Origin of the sequence: Chryseobacterium sp. KLBC 52, from assembly GCF_003347605.1 — a bacterium.
GTDB lineage: Bacteria > Bacteroidota > Bacteroidia > Flavobacteriales > Weeksellaceae > Chryseobacterium.
Genome location: NZ_QDFZ01000009.1, coordinates 22,171 through 45,705, shown reverse-complemented (window position 1 = coordinate 45,705; position 23,535 = coordinate 22,171). Strand labels below are relative to the sequence as shown.

At 36.3% G+C, this 23,535-nt stretch carries 25 protein-coding genes and 16 tRNA genes; 36 read left to right on the top strand and 5 right to left on the bottom strand.

All coding sequences use genetic code 11. From position 1 onward, the window contains the following. Positions 1-230: 230 nt before the first annotated feature. The 3 genes from DDF69_RS11390 to DDF69_RS11380 all read left to right on the top strand — a co-directional run bounded on the left by DDF69_RS11390 (position 231) and on the right by DDF69_RS11380 (position 2,658). Entirely contained in the window at positions 231-944 is a 714-nt protein-coding gene (locus tag DDF69_RS11390) for a DUF434 domain-containing protein (RefSeq protein WP_185144339.1), read from the top strand. Positions 945-947: 3 nt separating this feature from the next. Further along, positions 948-1,598 carry a hypothetical protein gene (locus DDF69_RS11385; protein ID WP_114820885.1) on the top strand — a complete coding sequence of 217 codons (651 nt, stop codon included), beginning with the start codon at positions 948-950 and terminating at the stop codon, positions 1,596-1,598. 274 nt (positions 1,599-1,872) lie between these two features. Then, entirely contained in the window at positions 1,873-2,658 is a 786-nt protein-coding gene (locus DDF69_RS11380) for a TatD family hydrolase (RefSeq protein WP_114820884.1), read from the top strand. A 52-nt stretch (positions 2,659-2,710) separates the two neighbouring features. Here the strand turns inward: DDF69_RS11380 and deoD are convergent, their stop codons facing one another. Next, the gene (gene deoD, locus DDF69_RS11375) at positions 2,711-3,421 is read right to left on the bottom strand and encodes a purine-nucleoside phosphorylase (protein ID WP_034693505.1); all 711 of its coding nucleotides are present in this window, start codon (positions 3,419-3,421) and stop codon (positions 2,711-2,713) included. Positions 3,422-3,676: 255 nt separating this feature from the next. On the opposite strand from deoD, the gene DDF69_RS11370 reads away from it, so the two are divergent. From DDF69_RS11370 to DDF69_RS11230, 32 genes are all read left to right on the top strand, one after another. After that, positions 3,677-4,069, top strand: coding sequence for a VOC family protein (locus DDF69_RS11370; RefSeq protein WP_114820883.1), 393 nt, complete (start codon positions 3,677-3,679; stop codon positions 4,067-4,069). A 242-nt stretch (positions 4,070-4,311) separates the two neighbouring features. Continuing rightward, on the top strand, positions 4,312-4,968 hold the full coding sequence (locus DDF69_RS11365; protein ID WP_185144338.1) for a hypothetical protein: 657 nt from the start codon (positions 4,312-4,314) through the stop codon (positions 4,966-4,968). Then, positions 4,955-5,536 carry a DUF4919 domain-containing protein gene (locus DDF69_RS11360; RefSeq protein WP_114820882.1) on the top strand — a complete coding sequence of 194 codons (582 nt, stop codon included), beginning with the start codon at positions 4,955-4,957 and terminating at the stop codon, positions 5,534-5,536. Before DDF69_RS11365 ends, DDF69_RS11360 begins: the two co-directional genes overlap by 14 nt. Before the next feature lie 12 nt (positions 5,537-5,548). Then, positions 5,549-6,682, top strand: a complete 1,134-nt coding sequence (locus DDF69_RS11355) for an AAA family ATPase (protein WP_114820881.1) — start codon at positions 5,549-5,551, stop codon at positions 6,680-6,682. Then, complete coding sequence (locus DDF69_RS11350) at positions 6,655-7,398, top strand: hypothetical protein (protein ID WP_114820880.1); 744 nt, start codon at positions 6,655-6,657, stop codon at positions 7,396-7,398. Before DDF69_RS11355 ends, DDF69_RS11350 begins: the two co-directional genes overlap by 28 nt. Continuing rightward, positions 7,389-9,767, top strand: a complete 2,379-nt coding sequence (locus DDF69_RS11345) for a hypothetical protein (protein WP_114820879.1) — start codon at positions 7,389-7,391, stop codon at positions 9,765-9,767. Before DDF69_RS11350 ends, DDF69_RS11345 begins: the two co-directional genes overlap by 10 nt. Beyond that, positions 9,757-11,454 carry an APC family permease gene (locus DDF69_RS11340; protein WP_114820878.1) on the top strand — a complete coding sequence of 566 codons (1,698 nt, stop codon included), beginning with the start codon at positions 9,757-9,759 and terminating at the stop codon, positions 11,452-11,454. The genes DDF69_RS11345 and DDF69_RS11340 overlap by 11 nt, the downstream gene beginning before the upstream one ends. Next, entirely contained in the window at positions 11,441-12,469 is a 1,029-nt protein-coding gene (locus DDF69_RS11335) for a soluble NSF attachment family protein (RefSeq protein WP_228411971.1), read from the top strand. The genes DDF69_RS11340 and DDF69_RS11335 overlap by 14 nt, the downstream gene beginning before the upstream one ends. Positions 12,470-12,959: 490 nt before the next feature. Continuing rightward, positions 12,960-13,088, top strand: a complete 129-nt coding sequence (locus DDF69_RS11330) for a penicillin-binding protein (RefSeq protein ID WP_185144337.1) — start codon at positions 12,960-12,962, stop codon at positions 13,086-13,088. 387 nt (positions 13,089-13,475) lie between these two features. Further along, positions 13,476-13,601 (top strand): hypothetical protein, encoded by a 126-nt coding sequence (locus DDF69_RS22390; protein WP_262510849.1) that lies wholly within the window; start codon positions 13,476-13,478, stop codon positions 13,599-13,601. 63 nt (positions 13,602-13,664) lie between these two features. Further along, a tRNA-His gene (locus tag DDF69_RS11320) sits at positions 13,665-13,732 on the top strand. An 8-nt stretch (positions 13,733-13,740) separates the two neighbouring features. After that, positions 13,741-13,814: transfer RNA gene (locus tag DDF69_RS11315), tRNA-Arg, on the top strand. A gap of 68 nt (positions 13,815-13,882) precedes the next feature. After that, positions 13,883-13,956: transfer RNA gene (locus DDF69_RS11310), tRNA-Lys, on the top strand. A 7-nt stretch (positions 13,957-13,963) separates the two neighbouring features. Further along, positions 13,964-14,037: transfer RNA gene (locus DDF69_RS11305), tRNA-Arg, on the top strand. A gap of 68 nt (positions 14,038-14,105) precedes the next feature. Next, positions 14,106-14,177, top strand: a tRNA-Pro gene (locus DDF69_RS22055). A 6-nt stretch (positions 14,178-14,183) separates the two neighbouring features. Further along, positions 14,184-14,255 (top strand) — tRNA-Glu (locus tag DDF69_RS11300). A 5-nt stretch (positions 14,256-14,260) separates the two neighbouring features. Then, positions 14,261-14,334: transfer RNA gene (locus DDF69_RS11295), tRNA-Ile, on the top strand. A gap of 4 nt (positions 14,335-14,338) precedes the next feature. Beyond that, positions 14,339-14,410 (top strand) — tRNA-Asn (locus tag DDF69_RS11290). A gap of 217 nt (positions 14,411-14,627) precedes the next feature. Beyond that, positions 14,628-14,709, top strand: a tRNA-Cys gene (locus tag DDF69_RS22050). Positions 14,710-14,905: 196 nt separating this feature from the next. Continuing rightward, a tRNA-Tyr gene (locus tag DDF69_RS22045) sits at positions 14,906-14,992 on the top strand. A gap of 77 nt (positions 14,993-15,069) precedes the next feature. Beyond that, a tRNA-Glu gene (locus DDF69_RS11285) sits at positions 15,070-15,141 on the top strand. Between the two features lie 409 nt (positions 15,142-15,550). Continuing rightward, positions 15,551-15,624 (top strand) — tRNA-Leu (locus DDF69_RS11280). Between the two features lie 91 nt (positions 15,625-15,715). After that, positions 15,716-15,791, top strand: a tRNA-Leu gene (locus DDF69_RS11275). 85 nt (positions 15,792-15,876) lie between these two features. Continuing rightward, a tRNA-Phe gene (locus DDF69_RS11270) sits at positions 15,877-15,949 on the top strand. 97 nt (positions 15,950-16,046) lie between these two features. Then, positions 16,047-16,118, top strand: a tRNA-Gln gene (locus DDF69_RS11265). A gap of 8 nt (positions 16,119-16,126) precedes the next feature. Continuing rightward, a tRNA-Trp gene (locus DDF69_RS11260) sits at positions 16,127-16,197 on the top strand. A 78-nt stretch (positions 16,198-16,275) separates the two neighbouring features. Further along, positions 16,276-16,761: a ribonuclease H-like YkuK family protein gene (locus DDF69_RS11255; RefSeq protein ID WP_114820875.1), complete on the top strand. Its 486-nt coding sequence runs from the start codon at positions 16,276-16,278 to the stop codon at positions 16,759-16,761. A 50-nt stretch (positions 16,762-16,811) separates the two neighbouring features. Next, positions 16,812-17,183: a cyclic-phosphate processing receiver domain-containing protein gene (locus DDF69_RS11250; RefSeq protein ID WP_114820874.1), complete on the top strand. Its 372-nt coding sequence runs from the start codon at positions 16,812-16,814 to the stop codon at positions 17,181-17,183. A gap of 15 nt (positions 17,184-17,198) precedes the next feature. Next, positions 17,199-18,215, top strand: a complete 1,017-nt coding sequence (locus tag DDF69_RS11245; RefSeq protein ID WP_114820873.1) for an RNA ligase, Rnl2 family — start codon at positions 17,199-17,201, stop codon at positions 18,213-18,215. Positions 18,216-18,401: 186 nt separating this feature from the next. Then, positions 18,402-18,965 (top strand): metallophosphoesterase family protein, encoded by a 564-nt coding sequence (locus DDF69_RS11240; RefSeq protein WP_114820872.1) that lies wholly within the window; start codon positions 18,402-18,404, stop codon positions 18,963-18,965. A gap of 80 nt (positions 18,966-19,045) precedes the next feature. Beyond that, entirely contained in the window at positions 19,046-19,588 is a 543-nt protein-coding gene (locus DDF69_RS11235) for a 3'-5' exonuclease (RefSeq protein WP_114820871.1), read from the top strand. A 109-nt stretch (positions 19,589-19,697) separates the two neighbouring features. Further along, the gene (locus tag DDF69_RS11230) at positions 19,698-20,249 is read left to right on the top strand and encodes a 3'-5' exonuclease (protein ID WP_114820870.1); all 552 of its coding nucleotides are present in this window, start codon (positions 19,698-19,700) and stop codon (positions 20,247-20,249) included. 65 nt (positions 20,250-20,314) lie between these two features. Here the strand turns inward: DDF69_RS11230 and DDF69_RS11225 are convergent, their stop codons facing one another. From DDF69_RS11225 to DDF69_RS11210, 4 genes are read right to left on the bottom strand one after another with little or no spacing between them, the layout of a single operon-like run. Next, positions 20,315-21,199, bottom strand: a complete 885-nt coding sequence (locus tag DDF69_RS11225; protein WP_114820869.1) for an alpha/beta fold hydrolase — start codon at positions 21,197-21,199, stop codon at positions 20,315-20,317. Continuing rightward, positions 21,200-21,637: a DUF1330 domain-containing protein gene (locus tag DDF69_RS11220; RefSeq protein WP_114820868.1), complete on the bottom strand. Its 438-nt coding sequence runs from the start codon at positions 21,635-21,637 to the stop codon at positions 21,200-21,202. Positions 21,638-21,641: 4 nt separating this feature from the next. Continuing rightward, entirely contained in the window at positions 21,642-21,980 is a 339-nt protein-coding gene (locus DDF69_RS11215; RefSeq protein WP_114820867.1) for a GIY-YIG nuclease family protein, read from the bottom strand. Between the two features lie 7 nt (positions 21,981-21,987). Further along, positions 21,988-22,413, bottom strand: coding sequence for a MarR family winged helix-turn-helix transcriptional regulator (locus DDF69_RS11210; RefSeq protein ID WP_114820866.1), 426 nt, complete (start codon positions 22,411-22,413; stop codon positions 21,988-21,990). Between the two features lie 824 nt (positions 22,414-23,237). Between DDF69_RS11210 and DDF69_RS11205 the strand changes: the two genes are divergently transcribed. Beyond that, the gene (locus tag DDF69_RS11205) at positions 23,238-23,531 is read left to right on the top strand and encodes a hypothetical protein (RefSeq protein WP_114820865.1); all 294 of its coding nucleotides are present in this window, start codon (positions 23,238-23,240) and stop codon (positions 23,529-23,531) included. Positions 23,532-23,535: the final 4 nt, after the last annotated feature.

Below are 23,535 nucleotides of genomic sequence, written 5' to 3'. Positions count from 1 at the left end.
AACATCAATATGTTGTACGAAATATCTCTTTTGTTGTAGAAAACATAACAGATCCCAATTCAGAATGAGAAAAATAATATTATGGGCAAAATTTGCATCAAAAGTACCCGATTCCCATCCTCTGGAGGGGTGGCGAAAATTCAAAGAATTTTTGACGGGGTGGTTTTTAGCATTACCTATTAAAATCAATTTCTTACCATAAAAATTCACCAAAAACTCTATTTTTGAGTATGAATAACAGAAACCGTGGAAAAAATACAGGTGATGATACCTTATTTGGCTCAGAAAAACAGATCAGTAAGCTGAAAATGGCTGTTGAAGACATGCAGTACCTGTTAAGCAGAGAGTATCCGGAAAAAGCGGCTTCAGATCTTGTGGGTAACAGATATAGATTGAAAACCCGCCAGATACAAGCTCTTCGGGGAGCATCAGCATCTATTCAACAGCTTCATAACAGACAGTTAAAGCATGTTGATGCTTCAGATTTAAAAGATAAAACGGTATATCTTGATGGGTTCAATATTCTTATCTTACTGGAAAGTCTGCTTTCAGAAGCTTATGTTTTTGAAGGATTGGATGGCTGCATCCGAGATCTTTCAGGTGTACATGGAACTTATAAAAGAGTGAATCAAACCTTAAGAGCAGTCGAATTGGTAGCTTCTTTTTACAGGAAAAATCAGATTGATCAACTGATATGGATATTTGATAAGCCGGTTTCCAACAGTGGAAGAATCAAACAGATTATTCTGGAATTTGCCGAAGAATATCATCTTAACTGGGAGGCAGATCTGCAATACAATCCGGATAAATTCCTGGCAGAAAGTTCCGCAATCGTTATTTCCTCAGATGCCTGGATTCTGGATCATTGTAAAGAATGGTTTAATCTGATCAGCTACCTGATCACAGAAGAACGACTTCCTGCTAATCTGATCAAAATGACGTAAAATATGAATATGTTCGAACCTTATATTGCTCTGTTTTCCGAACCATGGAAAGATCAATACAAAGCTCTTTTAGCAAAAGAACATCTGGAAAACCTGGAGAAAAATATTCACAGATTTAAAGAAGGAATCTTAGATTGGGATTTTCCCTATTTTAATGAAGAAATAAAGATCAACAGACAGGAAAGCTTTGAAAAATTCTTGAAAATTCTTGATGATAATGATTCAGATGAGGTAAAAGTTCAACTTCTGGAAGCAATTCCTTTTGAGCATTGGCTGAATGTTTTGGGACAAAGACTTACCTCTGCCAGCATCCGTGATGAAAATGCTGTTCCGCCATTGAAAGCAATGCTGATCAATGCCTGCAAAGAACCATTCAACAATGAAATTACCATTGCACAAAGAGCCTGGGAAAAGCATATTGGAAGAATGGATGATGATTTTTGGGGAGACATAAAAGGAAATAACCAACAGAAGCAGGAAAAAGTAATGGCAAAAATCAATGATATTTTTGATCATAAAACCTGGTGGAATGTTTTCTTCCATTACAAGCATGGGTTGGTTTTTGAAGTTCGGGAAAAAGAAGGCCATGGAATCCGCTGGAGCCACGGAGGAACAAAGCTGATTGGTTTTCTCGAAAAATTTATCAACGAATAAGTTATCCACAAACATCTGCGCCATCTGTGAAATCCGTGGGAAAATAAAAACGCTCACAGATTATGCAGATTATGCAGATTTTTTAATCTTAAAAGTATTTTGTCTTTTTACTTTTCTTCTTTTTAACTGCGTAAAAACATTGCGCACCATGCTTCTAGTTTTGCAGACAAGAAACAGAAGCTATGAATCAATCAGAACAAAAATTTTCTAACAGAATTCTGTCAGTTTCCATTTTATATTCAGAAATTAACATCGAATAAAAAGTAAAAAATATATGAACGCTTATATTGATATTGGCATTAATCTGACCAATAAACAGTTCTATAACGAACACGAAGAAATTATTAACCGCGCTTTGGACGAGGGTGTTGAACATATGATTCTCACCGGAACCAGCATACGTGGAAGCAGAGAGTCGGCGGAAATTGCAGAAGAATATCCCGAAATTTTATTTTCAACAGCCGGAATTCATCCCCATGATGCCAAATCTTTTAATGAACAAAGTATTGATGAGCTCAGAAAACTATTAAAGCAGGATCATGTGATTTCCGTAGGAGAGTGCGGTCTTGACTTTGACCGTGATTTCTCCCCGAGATCTCTGCAGGAAAAATGTTATCAGGCACAGCTGGAACTCGCCGTAGAAACAAATAAACCCCTTTTTCTTCATGAAAGATCCGCATTTAAAAGGTTTAATGAAATCACAGATAACTATCTTTCAAAGCTACCTGAAGCCGTTGTACACTGCTTTACCGGAACCTTGAATGAGGCAAAGACCTATCTGGATAAAGGATTTTATTTAGGATTTACAGGCGCTATCAGTGATGAGAAAAGATTTAAACACCTTGAAGACGTTATAAAATATACACCTCTTGACCGGATGATGATTGAAACAGACGCCCCTTTTATGCTTCCGAAGAATATGCCGAGAATACATAACAGACGAAATGAACCTTCATTCTTATCTTATGTAGCACAAACCGTTGCCCATCTGAAGAAGATCAGCATTTCTGAAGTGGCAGATGAGACTACAGAAACTGCCAGAAATTTTTTCAGACTATAAAAAAGAGCTCTACTGATGAAGTAAAGCTCTTTTTTTATAATGAATTGAGTTCTTACAAACTTTTTATAGCCGATTCCAAAGCCAGTTCCATCATAGGATTCAAAGCTGTTTCTCTTTCATCAGCAGAGATTTTTTCGTGGGTAGGAATAATATCCGTTACCGTAAGAATAGTTGCTGCATTTTTTCCTAAATGCTGGGCATTGGCAAATAAACCAAAAGCTTCCATTTCTACTGCAGGACAGTTATATTTGGTAGCAATTTCCGGAGTGTTAGGATCTTTTCTGTAGAAAATATCACTACTGTGGATATTGATGGCTTTAGCATTCAAAGATAAATCTTTAGCCGTTTCATTAATGGTGTTAAAGATATTCCCCTGGTGAGAAAGGATTTCGTCTTCAATTCCCCATGCATATTTAGCGTACGTACTTTCGCTGGCAGCTTTATCAATATTTAAAATATCAAAAAGTTGAAGATCTGTATTGTAAGCACCACAAGTTCCGATTCTGATGATCGTATCTACTTCATATTCTGTAAACAACTCAAAAGAATAAATTCCGATACTTGGAAAACCCATTCCACTTGCTCCTACAGTGATTTCTTTCCCTTTATAAAGTCCTGTATAATAAAAAATACCTCTGGTTTTGCTTACCAGTTTAGCATTTTCTAAATAATTTTCAGCAATATACTGTGCACGAAGCGGATCCCCCGGCTGCAATACTACTTTAGCAATTTCTCCTTTTTTTGCACTGATGTGAATACTCATAATGTTTTTTTGAATGCGACAAAGATAATAACTTTTAGTTTGTTTCTCTAATTACGAAAATGGAAACAATGAAACGACCTCTTATTAATAAAATATATAAGATGTTATTAATAAATGCCTTAAATAATATTTTTAATAAAGTCCTTTGTATAATCCAAAACCTCACCTTGTAAATACAGAACAACAAAATAATAACATAGAGCGGGTATAGTGAAAGCAGTCCGGCTACTTTTGCAGAAGTAAAAATCTTTAAAAATGAAAATCGAACATATTGCCATCTGGGTGAAAGATCTTGAAAAATCCAGAGCATTTTATCAGAAATATTTCGGAGCGGTTTCTAATGAAAAATACCATAATCCTGTTAAAAATTTTCAATCCTATTTTTTAAGTTTTGAAAATGGCTGCCGTCTTGAAATCATGACCAGACCGGATATCAAAGAAAGCGAAAACTCTTATGAATCCCAGCAGTATGGAATTATTCATCTTGCATTCTCTGTGGATAACAAACAAAAAGTAGATGAACTTACAGAAATATTGAGAAAAGACGGATATAAAGTAGCCGGCGAACCCCGTACTACGGGAGATGGCTATTACGAAAGCGTGATTCTTGATCCTGAAAATAATATCATCGAAATCGTATCCCAGTAAGTCATTGCGAGGAGCTTTAGCGCCGAGGCGATCTTTAGTAGTAATGAATACGTAATTTCAAACCTTATAGGTTTTTAAAACCTATAAGGTTTAGATTGTAAGATTTTCTTGCACCTTAAAAACGGCATAATGCTTATAACCTTTGCATCTTTGCGTTTTCCAACACTTTAATTCCATATTTAACAAGAATCTTCTTCATAAAAATTTTATTCTCAGCGAAATAATTTTATTTTTGTTAGATCATGGAAACCAGGTCACCGTTTTTAGACACAATCTTTTTGCTTCGTAAGGAAGAATGTATTACTCTTTTTTCAAGCTTACAGCAAATTTCCCCTCAGGAAGAGGTGGAAGCAGGAGATTATTTTGAAACAGAATTTGAAAAAGAACGACTTGAGTTTTTGTCTGATCAATTTACCTGCAGCAAAGAAACTGCTGTTTGGGCTGCCAAAGTGCTCTACCATAGCGCACAACTCTACCTCATCAGAGAAAATACAGAAAAAAATATTGAAAATCTTGTTCCCGGATTCAAAGGAATCCGGGATATTCCTTCTATCTTATCTGCTGACTTATCACTGAGATTTTTACCACAGGTCATCGTTGCATTACATACAATTGATCCTGAAGATCCACTGATTGCTATGCTGGAAAATATTCTGATGCAGTTTCACTATTCCGGAATAGGATACGATCTTGACTTGAGGAATGTGAACTGGCAGGAAGAACTGAATGACAACACGTACAGAAAACTTTACCTGGAAAGAATTGTTGAAAAAAGAGATTATAAACTGGCGGAAATTCCGTTTATCAATAAAATACTAATAGCCGAATTCGGAATGCACAAAGAGGCATTCTGGCGGGAACTAAAAACTATAACCGAAGACCACAATGAAAGCATATGAGAAAGTATTTGAATTTTTAACTGACCCTACAAAAGAAACATTCCTGAAATGCCGTGAACTGGTGATTCATGATCCGCAATATGATCCCTATTCGGAAGATATTGAAAACATGCAGGATTTATTAAATGAAGGAAAATTTGAAGAGGTTATACAATATGTTAATGTCAACATTCTACTGAGTCCCAGAGCGCATATCTGTAAATATTTTGCTTACAAAGAATTGGGGGACGACAAAGGAAGGAATATTGAAATGACCATAGCACAGCTTATTTTTGAATGCCTTGAAAAAACTGGAGACGGAACCAAAGATTCTCCTTATATGATCACAAGAATTTCCGATGAAAGAGATCTGATCAGACATCACTTCAATAAACAGGATGTATCACAAAGTTTGATCAAAGATGGAGATCGAATTATGGATGCACTCACACTGGATGACGGAACTCAGCTGTATTTCGATATCAGAGTGCCTTATCAGAGACTGGCTTTTTCATTTAATAAAAGAAATGGACAGGCAGAAAGTAAAGAAGAAGAGAAAATCCTGAAGAAAAAGTGGTGGAAATTTTAATTTTTTAAATCAATGAACCAGAATATCAATCAGCTTAATACAGTCCTTACCTACGTGAAAGATACTTTTGTAGGTAAAAATGATGTCGTAGATCTGTTGGGAATATGCCTGCTGGCAAGAGAAAATGCCTTTTTGTACGGACCTCCCGGCACTGCAAAATCTGCAATTGTCAGAACGCTGGCTAAAACAGTTAAAGATGGAAATAATTTTGAATATTTATTAACTCGTTTTACAGAACCGAACGAAATTTTCGGACCTTTTGATATAAGAAAACTGAAAGAAGGTGAGCTCCTTACCAATACAGAAGGAATGATGCCTGAAGCCTCTATGGTCTTTTTTGATGAGATCTTCAATGCCAACTCAGCTATTTTAAATTCACTTCTGACAGCTCTCAACGAAAAAATATTTAAAAGAGGTAAAGAAACCAAACATCTTCCTGCACTGATGTTTGTAGGAGCCAGTAATGTTCTTCCGGAAGATGAAGCATTGAACGCCTTATTTGACCGTTTTCTGGTAAGAATTAATGTAAATTACGTGAATCCTGAACTCTTACAACAGGTACTTTTGGCAGGAAGAAAACTGGAAATCCAGGAGGAAACGAACATTCCGGAAATCCATGCGGACGAAATCAGACAGCTTCAGAGCTTGTGCAAAACAATAGATCTTAAACCCATTTATGAAGTTTATCTGAATACCATCATAAGCCTCAGAAATACCGGGATTGCCATTTCAGACCGTAGAGCGGTGAAACTTCAGAACCTGATTGCTGCAAGCGCTCTGATCTGCGGAAGAAAAGAAGCTGTACTTTCTGATTTGTGGGTTTTGAAACATATCTGGGATACAGAAGAACAGATTGAAATTCTGGAAGGAATTATCAACAGAACGATCGAGAAAGATGATCATCCGGCTTCTCATCCACAGGCTATGCAAAACAAAACTCCCAATCCCGAAGAAGTCATGAAAGACGTGAAAATTCTTGTGGAAAAATGGAATGAAGGAACACTGAGCTTTGAAGAACAGAATGTAATTAAAGATAAACTGAGATACCTGCAGACGCGTTGCGACTGGATCAGGAATACGGAACAGAAGCAGTATATCCAGCAAGAAATTGAAAGCTTATGGCAGAAGATCCTTCAAAGCGTTTAAAAGAATTCCGGGCGGAAATTCCCCGTAATGATGAAGATTTTCTGGGCTCAATCAGAGACTGGCAAAATATTCAGTTTGCTGTAGATGATGATACAATCTGGCTGAAAGGCTTTACTGAAGAACAGGCCGCTGCCTCAGAATTACAACAGTTGCCGGATTTTATTTTATACGAACTTCGTGATGGGCTTTTATTCAGAAAAGAGGCCTTGGTTCCCCATAAAAAAATGAGAACAGCATTACTCTGGATTCCTATCAACAAAGCATTGCAGCTTAGCCTGCCCCCTTCGAACCAAAATTATTTTGGAATTCAGGAACAGGTTCAGATACAACTAAAAGAAAGTAATGAAGAACAGCCGGTGATTGCCTTACTTAGCAATATTGATGATATTAAAGAAAATATTGTGGCACTGCCCAAATTTAAACTTGAAAATATACAATGGACTTTGCTGGGAGATAAAGCCCTGTTTGTAGGTGTTCCCCTGCTAAGCTTACCCGGAAAAACCTATTGGACCAAAGACAGACATTTGCTGCCCGCAGGTCTGGATTTTGAATTTAAAAATGTAAGCCCACTGTTGCAGCAGAAATATAATAAAGAGCAGGAAGGGTGGCTGTTATGGGATGAAAATGGGAACTGTATTTTAATAAAAAATGCCGATTTCCGTGCTTTGTCCGTAAGCTCATTCCGCCTTACCGAAAAATCAAGAGAATGGAACTAAATACTTACTTCCAATCCTACGAAAATTACTTTTGGGAATGGAAAACAGATGAAGATGTTCCCGGAGATTCCGGTTATCATGATCATAATCTCCTCTCGGTACCGGGAGTAGGTGCCATTGCTTACAGACCCTATGTCATGGAGATTTTAAATTATCTTCAGCCCGTAGGATGGCCTCCTTTCGGGGCATTGCTTATGGTTTTGTATGCAATGCAGGACGGCTATACTGATTTTGCGGACCCGTTAAGACGTACAGCAGAGTTTTATAGTGGAGAAGATTTTGAATTCAATGTGGAAAAACAAATTGAATTTCTTGAAAAAATTAAAGAACTTCCCAAAGCCTATAAACAGAGACAGAACAGAATTGTACTGCTGCAGACTCTTTTTGAAAACGGGCACAACAGATTGTCCCCAAGCCTTTCCGATGGTTTCCTGAGATTCTATTATAAAAGACCGCATGAACTTGCTTCCAGTGCAGAAAAACATGATGATGGGTCATCAGCTTTAAACAAAGATTTAAGTGCTTTGAACCTGAACGAAAAGTTCCCTACGGTACAAGCCATCATTGAAGCCATGAAAGGATTGATGCATGAGCCAGAGCTATATGATGAGGTCGTAGAAGAAGAAACAACGGCAGATTCCACTAAAGATTTTATCAAAGAATTAGAGGATGAGCCCAAGACTTTTCAGGTAGGAAGCCTGATCAAAAGAATCTGGAGCGGTCTTAAAATTCCAATGCGTCATCTCTCACCAGGTGAACAGCCTATCGGAGGAATTTCTGATATAACTAACAAAGGCGATTTTCACAGGATGCTTATTTCCGAATTTGCAAGTGAAGATGAGGTTTTTATGAATCGAGTAGTCAACAACGAAGCACTTTATATTCAAAGAGAAATTCCGCCTGAAGAGAATATTTTTGAAAGAATTATCTTAATCGATACCTCCCTTAGAAACTGGGGAACACCAAAAGTATTGGCTTATGCTTCTGCAATAGCTGTTATTAAACATCCAAAAGCCCATTCAGAATGTAAAGTTCTTGCTTTGGGACAGGCGGCGACTCCTATTGCGCTGAACAAAGTGGAAGATGTGGTGGAAAATCTTAATCAGGTAAGTGCCGTTCTGGAAGTTTCGGACGCACTGGAAAAGTTTTTTAATGAATACCGTTCAGAAAAAGATATTGAAGTTTTCTTCATTACCCATCAGGATAATATGGCTGATGAGGAAATTCAGAGGGTTGTACATCAGAAAAGGAATCAGCTGAAATTTTTAGTAACAACGGCTTCCGATGGGGAGATCAATTTTTACAAACACCATAAAGGAGCAAGAAAGCATATCCAGAAAATAAAACTTCCACTGCATGAGCTGTGGGCCAATCCGCCCCAGCAAAAACAATCCACTCAGAACTTCAACGGAAAGAAAACTGATCTTCCGCAAAACTATCCGATTTTATTCCCAACACCTGTTAATAAGATTGCTAAATTTTTATATGATGGAGAATTTTTTATTCTGAGTTCAAAAAAACAATTGCTGAAAACGTATCTTTCCGATAATTATTATGACAGACACTCCTATGATTATTATAAAACCCATCATGGCTGTGAAGTGCTCTTTGATAAGATCTCTATAAAGCCGAAAGGACAGTTTGCTCTCGCAAAAAACAGACAGCAGCATTTTATTCTGTGCCAGTATCAGTCTGTTCAGAAATTAGTTTCAAAGATTAATCTTAACACCGGAGAATATTCTGAGCAGAACCTTACAGGAATGAATATTCCCGAATATTACCGGTTGATTTATTTTGGCCGGAGCTTTTATCTGTATCATCCGGACAATGTTACCCATTACAAAATCAATATTGACGGGAATATTTCTGTGCAGCCTACGACCGGAAAAGAAGAAAGATTTGAAAAAAATATCATAAAAGCCGAAGCTGAGGTCGCCAAGCTGAAAAAAAGCGGATTGAGGATAATCAATAATTTCAATAAAATAGGAATTAACCAGAATGAAAACCTTGTTGTTTCCGGGAGTGAGCTGTACAGTGCCTCCGAAAACACACTTAATTTTTCTAAAAACAAATATGATATCAGAGTTTCCGCAGAACAGAATAAAAATAAATTCACATTTCCTGATGGAAGTGAGATTATTACTGATTCAAGGGGAATGCTGACTTTCAGAAGCAGCAACAAGAGTATTGAGGAGTTCTTTATTCCGTCCACACTGGGTGGTTTTCTCTCGTTGGCTACCTATACGGAATTTGGAGGATCAGAATATTATCTTCCGGAACACGCCCTGTTGAAAGTAAAAACAATGGATGATATGTATGACAGGTTTTTAAAACCTTTTATAGAACAGATTTTGGATTATGGAGCTTAGAATAAAACCTTTCCCGAAAAATACTTATCCCAAAAAAGGACTTTTAATCAGGGGATCTTCACCTGTGGTATGGCTTCAGGAAATGGAAATCCTTGGGATCAGCTTAAGTCAGGTAAAATCTTTTGCGATTCCGGCAGATCATCCCCATGTGCTGTACGGTTGCTTTCTCATTTTTAATGATCATGCTCCGCATGAAATAGGCAGAAATGCTTACTTTCAAAGTGTGGACGACAGGCTTTTTATTCCTGAAAATACAACCTTCTATCCCAAAATAAATCCTGAAGACTGGACACAACTTGATTGCCGTTTTCTGATTATGCATCCCGAATTCGGCTGGGTAAAACTGTCTGATGAAATCGACTGGACCGCATTGATTCAACAGCCGGGATCGATAACTGAAAGTATCCGTAAACCACTGAATGGCGTTTCAATTCCTCAAAAAATAGAAAGCTATACGGTGGAAATGGATGATGAAAAAGTATTGGAAGCATTACAGCCCAAACAAACCGAAGAAGAATGGATGAAAGATCTGCCATTTGATCTTAAAAAAGTAATGTCAGGAAATAAAAAGGAAATAGAAAAATACTTAAAATATATTGAAAAATACCCCGAAAGAGCTGTTGAATTAGGTGTTTCTCTGGATGTAATGGGAACTTCCAGAGGAGATGGTTTTGGTAAATTTACATGGCTTGAAGGATTGTTTGGCGGTGGCACAGGAGGTAAAAAAGAAAGTGCAGGAACCAGAAATTTTCGCAGAGTATTTTGGGGGATCATTGTTGCGGCCATTGTTTTAAAGATAGCATTACCTGCAGATAATAGTAGTTCAGAACAGGAACCAAACACGAGTTCATCTGGAACTATTGTAGACAATGCCATAAAAGAATCTTCAGATATGATAGCTTTCCAGTCCGGAACTTCGGAAATTGATCTTAAGATAGATTCAATGTACCATCAGCAGAGAAAAGCATTATCCAAAGAGGTTGTTAAGGGGCGAATCTCAAAATTCAAAACAAAAGAAGATAATGAGAACTATAAAAAAACGGGAGGAAGAAACGTAAGTGAAATAGGAAGAGACATAGAGAATCTTGTTAATAAAGAAAAACAGAGCAGAGATTCCCTAAAAAGTATTTATACTAAAAAAATTACAAAACATCTTGAACAGAAAAATGAAAATCTGAAACGTAAAATTTCAGATTCTTTAAAGCAATACACTAAAGGGAAAGCAGTGAATGGTGATGTTGTAAAATATCTTCTGAAAAAGAAGAAAGCCCTGATGGCGGATTCATTAGGAAAACTTTACGGTACGCTGGATATCGTAGATCCTTCTTCTGCGTCCATTGACAAATCGAAAGTAAAAGGTTTGGGTACAGACGGAACTTCTTTAGAAAAAAAGGCCCCGGTTTCCGATATTCTGTATATGGTAATTCTGATGATTGCCGGAGTAGGATTGTATTCATTTCTGTTTAAAAATAAATCATTAAACCTTGGCGGTGATTATGTACCTGGCTGGGTGAAATTTATTTTAATAACCATTCTTGTAGCGATGCTGGTATATTTATTTTACCCGCTGGTAGAAATGTTTGGATACAACTGGTTTGTATGGATTCTGGTAATTTGTGTGCTGTTACTCCTTTATCGTCTGTTTAGAGAAGATAAAACCATTTTAAACTCAGATGATGATGAATAAACAGAAATTTATAGACAAATTCATGGCGGCATTCGTGCTGTTGGCCATGTTTAAGATTGTCGGAATTGTAGCCCAGTTATTCCATGAAAGTTTCTGGAGTGTTATCGGAACATTAGGAGTTTTCTTAATTGTGGCTTTTATCATTCTCCTTGTGATTACTTCTTTAAAAGACAAAGAACAAAACGACAGAAATTCAGCCGGAAAAAAAGGCCGGGGAAGCAGCAGTTTTTATCTGGAAAATTCACTTTTCGACAGGATCCGGAGCAAATATGAAGAACTTGCCGAAAAATACATTGCCGAAAAAGACTATAAAAAAGCAGCGAGAGTCTATATGAATCTTCTGCATGACAACTACAGAGGAGCAAAGACCCTGGAAAATGGGGGATTCTACAATGAAGCAGCAGTTGTATACCTTAAAAAACTCAATAATAAATCCGATGCTGCAGCCTGCTATGAAAAAGCAAAACAACATAAGAAAGCCATTGACCTTTACAAAGAAATGGAACAGAAAGAAAAGGTAGGAGATCTTTATAAAGAAATCAACGATCTTAAAAATGCCCATTATTATTATCAGATAGTAGCGGACGATTATGTGAAAAACAACCAGATGGTAAAAGCTTCTTTGGTGTACCGTAAAAAAATGGAGCAGCCAAAAGATGCTCAGAAGGTTCTAATGAAAGGATGGGAAGAAGATAAAGATGCTTTCAATTGTTTGAATAACTACTTTGCCAATATCTTTGACATTAAAAAATTAGAATCTGAAATTCTGAATTTATATGAAAACACTCCAGCCTATAAAAAGATTACTTTTCTGGAAGCGATAAAATATGAATTTAAAAAAGATCCGAAGCTGCATGCAGCAACCAGAAAAATAGCCTACGAAATCATTGCAGAAAAAGTAAACACCCATTCTGAAATTGTAAACGAACTGAAATTTTTTAATCCTGATGACGCAGTGATTTTGAAAGATATTTCAAGATTTAAGACAGGAAGAAATAAAATGTTCAGGAATTAAATATGTAAAGATTGAATAATTTAAAAATTAAATAAAACGTCTGCTTCATCAAATCAATTCGTAATTGATTCTTCTTAGCTCCCTAAAATAAGAAACTCCTGAAATTAAAACCTTGCGTTGAAGATAACATAATAATTTTGTTTTGTTGGAAAATCGCAAAGTCGCAAAGATTTTCAGTAAGTATATAATAAAAGTTATTTATATACAATTTACATTAATCCTGCTATCCTCTGTCATTCTGAATGTAACGCAGTGAAATGAAGAATCTAAGCTTTACATGGGATTCTTCCTTCGTCAGAATGACAATGGTGTAAATTTGTATTAGTTGTCATAAAAAATAAAAAGTATTTAATTTTATCGCAATTAAAATCCTTGCGCCTTATAACCATTTTTTGATGTCATATTGCGCCTTTGCATGCTGAAAACCTTCCCGAGATTGTGAATATTATAAAATAATATTAAAAAAGATTTATCTTTGCACCAGAAAATTATGACAATACAAAGAGCACATATCAATGCAGAACTATTCAAAAGTCCTTCTAATAAAGGATTATTCGGATATGATGAGGTGATATGGAATGAGGCGAAATGTGCTGACTTTGGAAATTATTTACTATAAACCTGTAAAAAATTAATCAAAATACAACAGAAACGCCTCGGAAAACCGAGGCGTTTTTTGTTTTTTAGGTCAGAAATTATTTAGAATGAAAAAAAATAACCATAAACATGAAAAATTTTTAATCAACAATGAAACTTTAATACGATAAAATAGAGTGATAAGCAACCCGGTGAGAGACAGTCATTTAGGTAATTAAGATATCTGCAAAATATTGCGGACAGAAATTCTCTATTCTAAATTTAATGCGTAATTAATTGATTTTCAATGTTTTAATTCGAAAATTTATTTGCAGATTCGAAAAATTCATATTTACTTTGCAACCGAAAATTGAAAGCAACAGGTTTTCAGGATTCAATTAAAAATAATTTAGAAACAAACAAAAATAAAATGAAACAGTTACACAACATATTCAATCAATATTCAAGACTATTCGGACAGGAGCCGACAGGTGTTGCGTGTATTCTTGAAAGTGGAATTGTGGATAAAAGGTGCTTATATACGTGGGTCATTTAATGATCTCTTACGTTTAAATAGATGAAGCGCCTCCCGAAAAGAGGCGCTTTTTTTTATGGTTTCTTTAGCTTATTTGGTAAAGCGCCGGTCTGTGGAACCGGAGAACAGGGTTCGATCCCCGGAGATACCCAAAGGAGAAAATCTCATGGCTCAATTGGATAGAGCGTCGGTTTACGACACCGAAGGTTGAAGGTTCGAGTCCTTCTGAGATTACAAAGAATGTGAATTTTAAAATTAGCAAGTCAAGCAAATTGATTATTGATGATTCACAAAACCAAAACAATCTCATAGCTCAAATGGTTAGAGCACCGGTCTTTTAAACCGGGGGTTGAAAGTTCAAATCTTTCTGGGGTTACAAAAACGGTTCCGTAGCTCAACTGGACAGAGCATGGGTTTTCTAAACCCAGGGTTAGAGGTTCGAGTCCTCTCGGAATCACAAAAAGGTTCATGGAAAATTTCCCATCCGGCTGTCTCCCGGAAAAGAAACAGAAGTGAACCCCAAAGCTGGAAAGATAACGGTGGTTGTTTACCCGTCTTGGACGCGGGAGGTCGCAAGTTCGAATCTTGCTTTCCAGACAATTGGTTCCATTAGCATAGTGGCAAGTGCATCCGGCTTTCTACCGGACGACAAGGGTTCGATCCCCTTATGGAATACAAATGATTTCGTAGCTCAAGTGGTTAGAGTGTCGGTCTGATACACCGAAGGTTGAAGGTTCGAGTCCTTCCGGAATTACAATGATTTTGTAGCTCAATGGCAGAGCACCGGTCTGTTAAACCGGAAGTTGAAAGTTCGAGTCTTTCCAGAATCGCAGGTAACTAATTGTTAATTGTTTCAGGAGAAAAAGCAAAAGTTTGTCGAGAGCAGAAGATCTTTACGCCAAACACGAAAAATAGAGACAGGCTTTTCTTCTCTCCGGATGAATTAAAAGTAGGAATATCATTTATAAATTTTTAGGTAAAATAAAGTTTGTCAAGCGCAGAAGTTCTTATATCAAACAAATGAAGACAGACTTTATTTTTTAATCTGATGGTTCGCCGAAGTGGAAGAGTCGGGGCGGTCTGCAAAACCGTTGTGTAAACTGAGTGGGTTTGAATCCCATAGCCATCTCAAAGTAGAAACTATAGGAAATATAAGAATCTTTTATCAATGATCTTTTATCATCTATAGCAAAGAATATCCTTTATTAATAAAAGAAAAAGGCTGTCGAGCGCAGAAGATCTTTAATCAAACATTCAATAAAGACAGACCTTTTCTTTTTAAAAGGAAAAATGAGGAATTACTTATTAATTACTCATAAAAATCCGGAAGTACGCCGAGGTTGGAGAGTCGGGGCAGACTGTAAATCTGTTGCTTCATTGCTGAGTAGGTTCGAATCCTACTACTTCCACCAACCACAGATAATGTAATGGCAGCATGCAGGAAATGTACTCTTGTTGTCCAGGTTCGATTCCTGGTTTGTGGATTAACGCTCTATTCGTCTAATGGTGAGGACGCCTGCCTTTCGAGCAGAAAACAAGGGTTCGATTCCCTTATAGAGTACTGGATGTGAATAGCTGGTCAATATTGAATTGATAATAATACCATGAAAGTTCAGATTTTTTTAAAAAATTGGCCAGTTACCATTCACACAAAAAATGAAGAAAAGAGAAAAAAGGACTGTCGAGCGCAGAAGATCTTTAGTCAATAAAAACAGACAGCCTTTTACTTTTTTAAAACAAAATACAATTAGGAAACGAGAAAGGTTTGTCAAGCGCAGAAGATCTTTACAAACACTAACAGGCATAGTTTATCAACAGACAGAGCTTTCTCAAACCTAGCATGACATAAGTAATAAACAATGAGCAATAAGTAATAAGCAATGAGCAATAAGTAATAAGCAATGAGCAATAAGTAATAACCATAGATTTTCAAATTACTCATTACCGATTACTCATTACTAATAAATTACGCCTCTCTATTCCAATTGGCAGAGAAAACGGCTTTAAACCCCGTAAAGTCCCAGTTCGAATCTGGGGAGAGGTACATAATATGAGTAATAAGTAATGAGCAATGAGTAATAATGAAAATAGAAAATATTACTCATTACCAATTACTCATTACTTATAAAAAACCTGCGGGAATGGTGGAATGGTAGACACTCTTGATTTAGGATCAAGCTTTTGGGGGTTCGAATCCCTCTTCCCGTACCAAAATATAAATGATAAGCAATGAGCAATAAGTAATGTTGTAGTGTGAAAATTACTCATTACCAATTACTCATTACTTATAAAATCCGGAAGAGTGGTGTAGAAGGTCTGCACGTTAGTCTGAAAAACTAAAGGTACAGGTTCAATTCCTGTCTGTTCCACAAAAACATGAATGATAAGTAATAAGCAATGAACAATCATTGATACCCGACTGATTTCTGATATTACTCATTACCAATTACTTATTGCTCATGAAATTGATTCATAGTGTAATTGGCAGCACACAAGATTTTGATTCTTGGAGTTTAGGTTCGAGTCCTAATGAATCAACAGCATTTACTCTGATGGTGTAATGGCAGCATCTCAGTCTCCAAAACTGATGGTATCGGTTCGAGTCCGGTTCGGAGTGCTCAAAATGGCAACCAATAGACAGTTATCATTTATCAATTATCAACAATCATTTATAAATTTAAAACATGTAGAAAAAATGGAAACGCAACAACAAACATGGCAGAATATGAATGGGAAAATTTTCCAACACTCTATCACACAGCTGGTAGAAGAAGCCATCCTCCGCGAACAGGCCAACGGACACCGTCTGAAAGTATGTGTGGGATCAGACTCCCATGTATACGGAGATGCCATCAACTATGCTACGGCAGTAGTATTTATTCGTGAGGGAAAAGGAGCGTTTACCTTTATCAGAAAAGAAAGAGAAATACAGAGTATCAGTATCAAGGAGCGAATGCTGAATGAAGTCAACAAATCTGTTGAAATTGCATACGCAATCTGCTCTGTGTTGGATGCTTATGGTGTGGAAATGGAGGTACACGCAGACATTAATACCGACCCGGATTTTAAATCCAATGTTGCACTGAAAGATGCTATGGGATATATTCTGGGAATGGGATATGTGTTTAAAGCAAAGCCTTACGCTTTCGCCAGTTCCAACTGTGCTGATATGATGGTGTAATAAAGCTGGAAGCAAGATGCAGGAAGCTTAAAAATTATAAAAATTAACTCATGGAAAAAACAAAAAGATTACTATTTCTGGATGATATAAGATACCCGATTGAGGCTTATCATTATACAAAACAGGATATTTTCCTCAGAAGCGACTGGCACATTGCTCGGAATTACGAACAGTTTGTCAACAGGATTTTGGAAAAAGGACTTCCGGAAATGATCTCTTTTGACCATGATCTGGCGGATGAACACTATCTGAAACAGGATTCTCAGGAATTTGTTGAAAAAACAGGATATGACTGTGCCAAATGGCTGATAGAATATTGCATGGACAATGATCTGGGCCTTCCTGAATTCTATTGCCATTCCATGAATCCGGTAGGAAAGGAAAATATTCTAAACCTTTTAAAAAATTTTAGAAACAATTAAAAAAACTAAAACAAAATGATTTTCAAAACATATAACGCTATAGAAAATGCTTACCAGGCCCGCGTGATCGAACAGATCAGGATGCAGGGTTTTGGGGATGAGGTTTTCATCGTACAGGAAAAAGTTCACGGAGCTAATTTCTCTTTCTTTACCGACGGAAAGGAAATTAAAATCGCGAAGAGAACTGCTTTTATCGAAAAAGATGAGAAATTTTTCAATGCCCATCAGATATTGGAACGCTACAGAAAAAATGTAATAGAAGTGTTTCAAAAAGTGAAAACCATTTACCCGGATGTAGAAACTGTAGTGATCTACGGTGAATTGTTCGGTGGTGGTTACAAACATAAAGAAGTAGAGCCCGTAAAAGATGCTGTGAAAGTACAGAAAGGTATTGAATATGCACCTTACAACGAATTTTACGCTTTCGATATTAAACTGAATGGAATTACCTATTTGGATACAGAAGTGGTCAATCAGATTTTTGAAGAGACAGGATTTTTCTATGCAAAAATTTTGTTTCAGGGAACTCTTGAGGAAGCTTTGAAATTCCCTAATGTTTTCAATTCAAAAATTCCGGTTTGGCTTGGATTACCTGAATTGGAAGACAATAGGTGTGAAGGTACCATCGTAAAAACTTTGAAAACCAGATATTTTGGTAACGGTGCCAGAATTATTCTGAAAAATAAGAATGAAAAATGGGTCGAAAAGTCCAAAATGGTTAAAAAAGAGGGTAAAACTGTTCAAAAACAGATTCACTTCAGCGAAAAAGCGCAGGAGATCTGGGAAGAAATCCAAAAATATGCTACAGCCAACAGATTGAATAATGTGGTAAGCAAAATCGGTGAATTTGAACCTAAAATGATAGGTAAGGTCATTGGTCTTTTTTCACAGGATATTTTAGAGGATTTCCAGAAAGACTTCCCGGCAGCTTTTGCAGCTATTGAAAAAGAAGAGCAGAAAAGGATCAACAAAAAGTTGAATTCTCTAGTCATTGATTTTATAAAAGAAGAGTTAATGACGCTCAAAGTATAGTTTCGGTAATTTTTTACCGAAACTTTTTTATGTATAACAAGTAACCATCAAAGTCAGAATAACGAAAACACTTCATTGTATTTAAGAGAAATAGAACTACTGAAAGTGTGACAATTCCCATCCTTTGGAGGGTTGGCGAAAATTCAAAGAATTTTTGATGGGGTGGTTTAAAAAAAAATTAAAAAAATGAAACCCAATATATTTTTTACAGCAGACCATCATTTTGGTCATGAGAATATTATAAAATTTTCAGAGCGGCCTTTTGAATCTCTGGACTATATGAATGAAGAGCTCATTAAAAGATGGAACGAGAAAGTTGAGCCCGGTGATACGGTATACCATTTAGGAGACATGAGTTTAGGAAAACCGGATTTTACAAAGGAGATTTTAGACCAGTTACATGGCAATATTCATCTGATCAAAGGTAATCATGAAGGAGCTGCTTTAACGTATCCCAAACGATTTGCTTCCATCAGAGATTACCATGAACTGAGAATTGATGAACCGGATCAAAGTAATGGCAAACAGAAAATCATTCTTTTCCATTACGCCATGCGTACATGGAATGGCTCACATCGCGGGGTCTGGCAATTATACGGCCATTCACACGGAACCTTGCCGGATGATGAGATGGCACTGAGTTTTGATGTTGGAGTAGACTGCCACAATTTTTATCCGGTTTCCTACGAGGAAGTCAAAGAAATAATGAAGAGGAAAAAATGGACGCCTCCATTTGCTCCCAGAAATTAACAATTAACGATGAAAATGAAGCTTGAGGATATGAGAAGTATAAACCGAACTAACCTCTAGCTTCTAATTCTAAAAAAATCATGAAAACAACCAATGAGATGATCATCATCGATCTGGAAGCCACATGCTGGGAAAACGACAGAATTCCCATTGGGCAACAGGTCGATATTATAGAAATAGGAATTTGCAAATTAAACTTAACATCAAAGGCAATTTCCCAGAAACAATGCATTTATGTTATTCCGGAACGTTCAGAAATCAACAGATTCTGTACACAATTGACCGGAATTACGCCACAACTGATAGAAGAAAAAGGAATTTATTTCGAAGAAGCCTGTGAATTAATCAGAGATCAATACCATTCCGCACCGCTTACCTGGGCAGGATATGGAAACTTCGACGGAGAGCAGATCATAGAACAATGTGACTGGCTCGGGATAACCAATCCTTTTTCAGAAAACTATATGAATGTGATGCATGAATTTAAAAGACATTTCAAATTGCATAAACAAATAGGGCTTAAAAGAGCTTTACATTATTTGAATATGGATTTTGAAGGCACCCATCACAGCGGAGCAGACGATGCTTATAATACAGCCAGAATTTTAAGTAAGATTCTGTAAATAATCAATAGGCTGGAAGATTGATGCTGGAGGCTGGAAGTAAATGAGACGTTATAAAAACTTCTTCAATCCCACATCATCCATGCTTTAACAATTAAATTTAAAACAAGTGAAAACAACAGACAATATATTAATAGTAGACCTCGAAGCAACGTGTTGGGAAAACCGCCCGCCAAGAGGTCAGGAAAGCGAAATCATTGAAATCGGGGTATGCATTATGAATGCAAAAACAGGTAAGATCTCTAAAAATGAAGGAATTTTAGTAAAACCCCAGTATTCAAAAGTAAGTTCGTTCTGTACAGAGTTGACTACTATTACCCAAAATATGCTGGATCATGAAGGCATTATGCTGGATGATGCTTTCGATATCCTGAGAGCAGAATATGATTCGGAAGAACTGACTTGGGCGAGCTACGGAAACTACGATCTGAATATGCTTCAAAACCAGGCAAGAAGATTCTACACAGATTATCCCATGAGCGATGACCACATCAATGTGAAGACATTATTTGGTGAAATTCATCCTACGATCAGGAAAAGTGTAGGAATGAACAGAGCTTTGGGAGAATTGGGTATGACTTTAGAAGGTACCCACCACAGAGGTGTAGATGACGCCAAAAACATTGCAAAGATTCTGCATTGGTGTCTTAAGAATTATTAAATACTCTGAAATAGAAACAGATATTTAAAAATGAAGACTGTCTCAAATGTTGAGGCAGCCTTTTTTTATTTTGTTAAATCAGATATCCTGTCACTAATAAAACTGTAAAGCTCAATAGGAATAGAATGTCCCATTCCTTCAATAAGCAGCCATTCGGCACCCGGAATAGAATCCGCAATATCTTTTCCGCAATCAGGATGAAAGATCAGATCGTCTGTTCCATGGATGATTAAAGCCGGAGCCGATATTTTCTTCAATACTTCAGGATTATATTGAAAGGAACCCATCGCTAAAAGCTGTCGGATAATTCCGTTTTTGGTTCTGGAACGGATAAGTTCCTCTTCAAGCAAAGCTTTTTCCAGATTCGAATCAAAAATATATCCCGAACCCGATATTTTTTTTGCAAAACGGATCTTTTCCTTCAAATACTTTTCTTTCTGAAGAACAGGATCAGCGGACACCTGTGTCATCATAGCCATCACTTCCGGATCAGGTTTGGGAAGGGAAGGATTTAAGGATGTTGACATGATGATCGTCAATGATAAAACTCTTTCAGGATAACAGGAACCTAAAAGCTGTGCAATAATTCCTCCCATGGAACGCCCTGCAATATGAGCTTTTTCAATATTTAAATAATTAAGAAGACCAATAACATCATTCGCCATATCCATTAAAGAATAAGGAATCCCTTCGTTACTGAGATTCCCGAAAACCTCTTCAATGCTTTTACCAGCAGGAATTTCTCTTTTTGCATTAAAAACAGAAACTCCCGAATCTCTGTTATCAAACCGAATCACCCTGAATCCTTTTTCAACCAACAGATCACAGAATGTAATATCCCAACGGATCATCTGGCTTCCTAATCCGGAAATTAATACAATGGTATCAGAATTTTTCTCGCCAAATTCCTCATAGCATAATTCCGCCTCATTCATTTTGACTGTTTTCATTTAATCTCTTTGTATATTTAATACTATTTCTTCCAATGGTAAAAGCCTTGAATCCTCTACTGCAGCCATTCTATGACCCATAATCTTCATATAATCTTCATTTTTTTCGAAACCGAAAAAATCATTGACACTTTTTTGTTTGATTAAGAGGCACAAATCCCAATATTCACTTTCAGGACCTATCAGAAACTGATCTCCTTTTCCAATAAATAGAATTTCTCCACCACTTTCCTTTAAATAGGGTTCAGTTTCCCTGATATAAGTAAGATAGGCATCCCTGCCGCTTGTTTTCTCGTGAGGTTTCAAATCCGGATATTCAGAATAATCTGCTTCCTTCTTTAATCTGATGAGATTAAGATTAATAATGGCTCCTTGTATATTTTTCGCAAACAGGTGCTTTCCTGCCTCAAAAGTAGGAGATAGATATTTTTTTGCCATCACTTTAATACAATTCTGTAGTTAGTCCGGAAATATAAAACTGTTCAGCCTTTTGAATCTCTTTACGATAGTTGATAAATTCATTGTTCTGATCAGGAACAACGACTGCAAACTCAAAAGTAAAAGAATCACTTCCCAACTCAGTCCACTCCTTTTGTAATTGTGAATGGGTAAATAATCCTCCGTTTAAAAGAAATTTCATCTTGTTCACCAGTGCTTCCAGGTTTAAAGAAGCCTGAACGTATTTTTTCCCGTTTAAAGTGTTGGTAACAGCAAGTACTCCCATTGTTGTTGTATGGTCTTTTGCCTTTTCTCTTAGCTGTTTCTTTAACGCATTTTTCATCTTTTCATTATTGTATATTTCCTCCTAAATCAAATAAAAACTCATTGACCATGCGCAGCGATTTATTTTTTTTGGATGAAAGGATTTCTTTAGTACTATTTTCAGCGCTTAGCCTAGCTTCTTCAAATATCTTTTTACCATTAGGAGTGATGACCACATAACTTACCCGGGCATCTCTTTCGTTGGTTTCTCTGGCTACCAGCCCGATTTTTTCCAATGGATTCAATAAACGGGTGACTCCCGATGCGGTCAGACCTATTTTTTCAGCAAGATCTATTCTTCTCATTCTGCTCTCAGAGGAAGAATAAAGCACATAAAGAATCACAAAGTCATTGAATCCCAGTCCATGAACACTCAGAGAATCAAATTTTCTGGTAATTACAGACTGTAGTTTATTGATGTTGATTAAAAATAATAATTCCGTGCTAATCATTGAAAAGTATTTGAGTTGTCAAGTATTTTGTTCTGCAAATATATAAAATTTAACGAATTACAATCCTACATTTATTATTTTAAAAAAAATTAACGTATCCGTGTGGTAAATTGATTGTGTTGTGGGCGATCACAAATCCTGAAAATAAGACACCAAATGTTGTGTAAATATCATCCTAGACAGCATTTAGCTACTTTTCTATTGATATATCTTTAAACAGGGATTTATTTTTATCCTGTTAAATGCTTTATTAGTGATTGTTTCATTAACTTAATATTTGTTAAAAAAATCACTTTTAAGGGATAATTTACTGTCTCTCAGTCAATTTTTTTTATTTTAGCCGATAAGAATGAATTTATGCTTATTGGTAAAGGTTTTCAGGTGAAAAACTTAAACTGTTGGCTTATGGCAAAAGAGGAAAAGGGTACAAAGAATAAGATTACGGATATGATAAAACATCAGTTGATATTGTAAGTACATTCTTTGATCTTTATATCCTGAAAGTGCTTCTTTTTTTTATAATTCATTCCATTTTTTCAAGGTGTTTATGATAACCAGCTGAATAGAATTTGTATAGAATTTCCTGTTTTTTCAGACTCTGCTTTGACAGGTGAAAAATAGTAAAACTTGTCAGGTTTTGAATATCAGTGTTTTATTTGAACGGGAATTATGTTTGTGAATATTTTAATGAAACAGAATACCCTTTCCTGAAAAGGCTTTATATAATCCTTTTTTCGGGACTGTTTAATATTATCAAACGCTATGTGGTACGGCTTTTGAAGCCCTAAAACCAGGATGATTTTAAATAATTTTAAAGAAATGAAGTGGGAACAATAACCGGTAAAAAATTAAGTTTTAAACGGAATCAGATAAAAGGATTTATGCATGAAATTCCAAAACTTATCATTCTGATTACCAGTTGCTATATTGCTTTCGGAAAACTGCTGATATCCATTCTTTCAACAGTTGAAAAAACAGTTCAGAATCCTGTAAGGTTCTTTGAACCTGATCATGAACGGATCAAACAAAATGATGCCGGGATGAAAAAAAATCTTGTCATGCAGAGTAAAGAATGGCATAAAATGAATAACCTGAAACAAATTTATACATCAAATTAAAGCA

Coding starts and splice junctions, on each gene's coding strand:
- DDF69_RS11390 (WP_185144339.1), top strand. CDS start 231: ATGAATAACAGAAACCGTGGAAAAAATACAGGTGATGATACCTTATTT.
- DDF69_RS11385 (WP_114820885.1), top strand. CDS start 948: ATGAATATGTTCGAACCTTATATTGCTCTGTTTTCCGAACCATGGAAA.
- DDF69_RS11380 (WP_114820884.1), top strand. CDS start 1,873: ATGAACGCTTATATTGATATTGGCATTAATCTGACCAATAAACAGTTC.
- deoD (WP_034693505.1), bottom strand. CDS start 3,421: ATGAGTATTCACATCAGTGCAAAAAAAGGAGAAATTGCTAAAGTAGTA.
- DDF69_RS11370 (WP_114820883.1), top strand. CDS start 3,677: ATGAAAATCGAACATATTGCCATCTGGGTGAAAGATCTTGAAAAATCC.
- DDF69_RS11365 (WP_185144338.1), top strand. CDS start 4,312: ATGGAAACCAGGTCACCGTTTTTAGACACAATCTTTTTGCTTCGTAAG.
- DDF69_RS11360 (WP_114820882.1), top strand. CDS start 4,955: ATGAAAGCATATGAGAAAGTATTTGAATTTTTAACTGACCCTACAAAA.
- DDF69_RS11355 (WP_114820881.1), top strand. CDS start 5,549: ATGAACCAGAATATCAATCAGCTTAATACAGTCCTTACCTACGTGAAA.
- DDF69_RS11350 (WP_114820880.1), top strand. CDS start 6,655: ATGGCAGAAGATCCTTCAAAGCGTTTAAAAGAATTCCGGGCGGAAATT.
- DDF69_RS11345 (WP_114820879.1), top strand. CDS start 7,389: ATGGAACTAAATACTTACTTCCAATCCTACGAAAATTACTTTTGGGAA.
- DDF69_RS11340 (WP_114820878.1), top strand. CDS start 9,757: ATGGAGCTTAGAATAAAACCTTTCCCGAAAAATACTTATCCCAAAAAA.
- DDF69_RS11335 (WP_228411971.1), top strand. CDS start 11,441: ATGATGATGAATAAACAGAAATTTATAGACAAATTCATGGCGGCATTC.
- DDF69_RS11330 (WP_185144337.1), top strand. CDS start 12,960: ATGACAATACAAAGAGCACATATCAATGCAGAACTATTCAAAAGTCCT.
- DDF69_RS22390 (WP_262510849.1), top strand. CDS start 13,476: ATGAAACAGTTACACAACATATTCAATCAATATTCAAGACTATTCGGA.
- DDF69_RS11255 (WP_114820875.1), top strand. CDS start 16,276: ATGGAAACGCAACAACAAACATGGCAGAATATGAATGGGAAAATTTTC.
- DDF69_RS11250 (WP_114820874.1), top strand. CDS start 16,812: ATGGAAAAAACAAAAAGATTACTATTTCTGGATGATATAAGATACCCG.
- DDF69_RS11245 (WP_114820873.1), top strand. CDS start 17,199: ATGATTTTCAAAACATATAACGCTATAGAAAATGCTTACCAGGCCCGC.
- DDF69_RS11240 (WP_114820872.1), top strand. CDS start 18,402: ATGAAACCCAATATATTTTTTACAGCAGACCATCATTTTGGTCATGAG.
- DDF69_RS11235 (WP_114820871.1), top strand. CDS start 19,046: ATGAAAACAACCAATGAGATGATCATCATCGATCTGGAAGCCACATGC.
- DDF69_RS11225 (WP_114820869.1), bottom strand. CDS start 21,199: ATGAAAACAGTCAAAATGAATGAGGCGGAATTATGCTATGAGGAATTT.
- DDF69_RS11220 (WP_114820868.1), bottom strand. CDS start 21,637: ATGGCAAAAAAATATCTATCTCCTACTTTTGAGGCAGGAAAGCACCTG.
- DDF69_RS11215 (WP_114820867.1), bottom strand. CDS start 21,980: ATGAAAAATGCGTTAAAGAAACAGCTAAGAGAAAAGGCAAAAGACCAT.
- DDF69_RS11210 (WP_114820866.1), bottom strand. CDS start 22,413: ATGATTAGCACGGAATTATTATTTTTAATCAACATCAATAAACTACAG.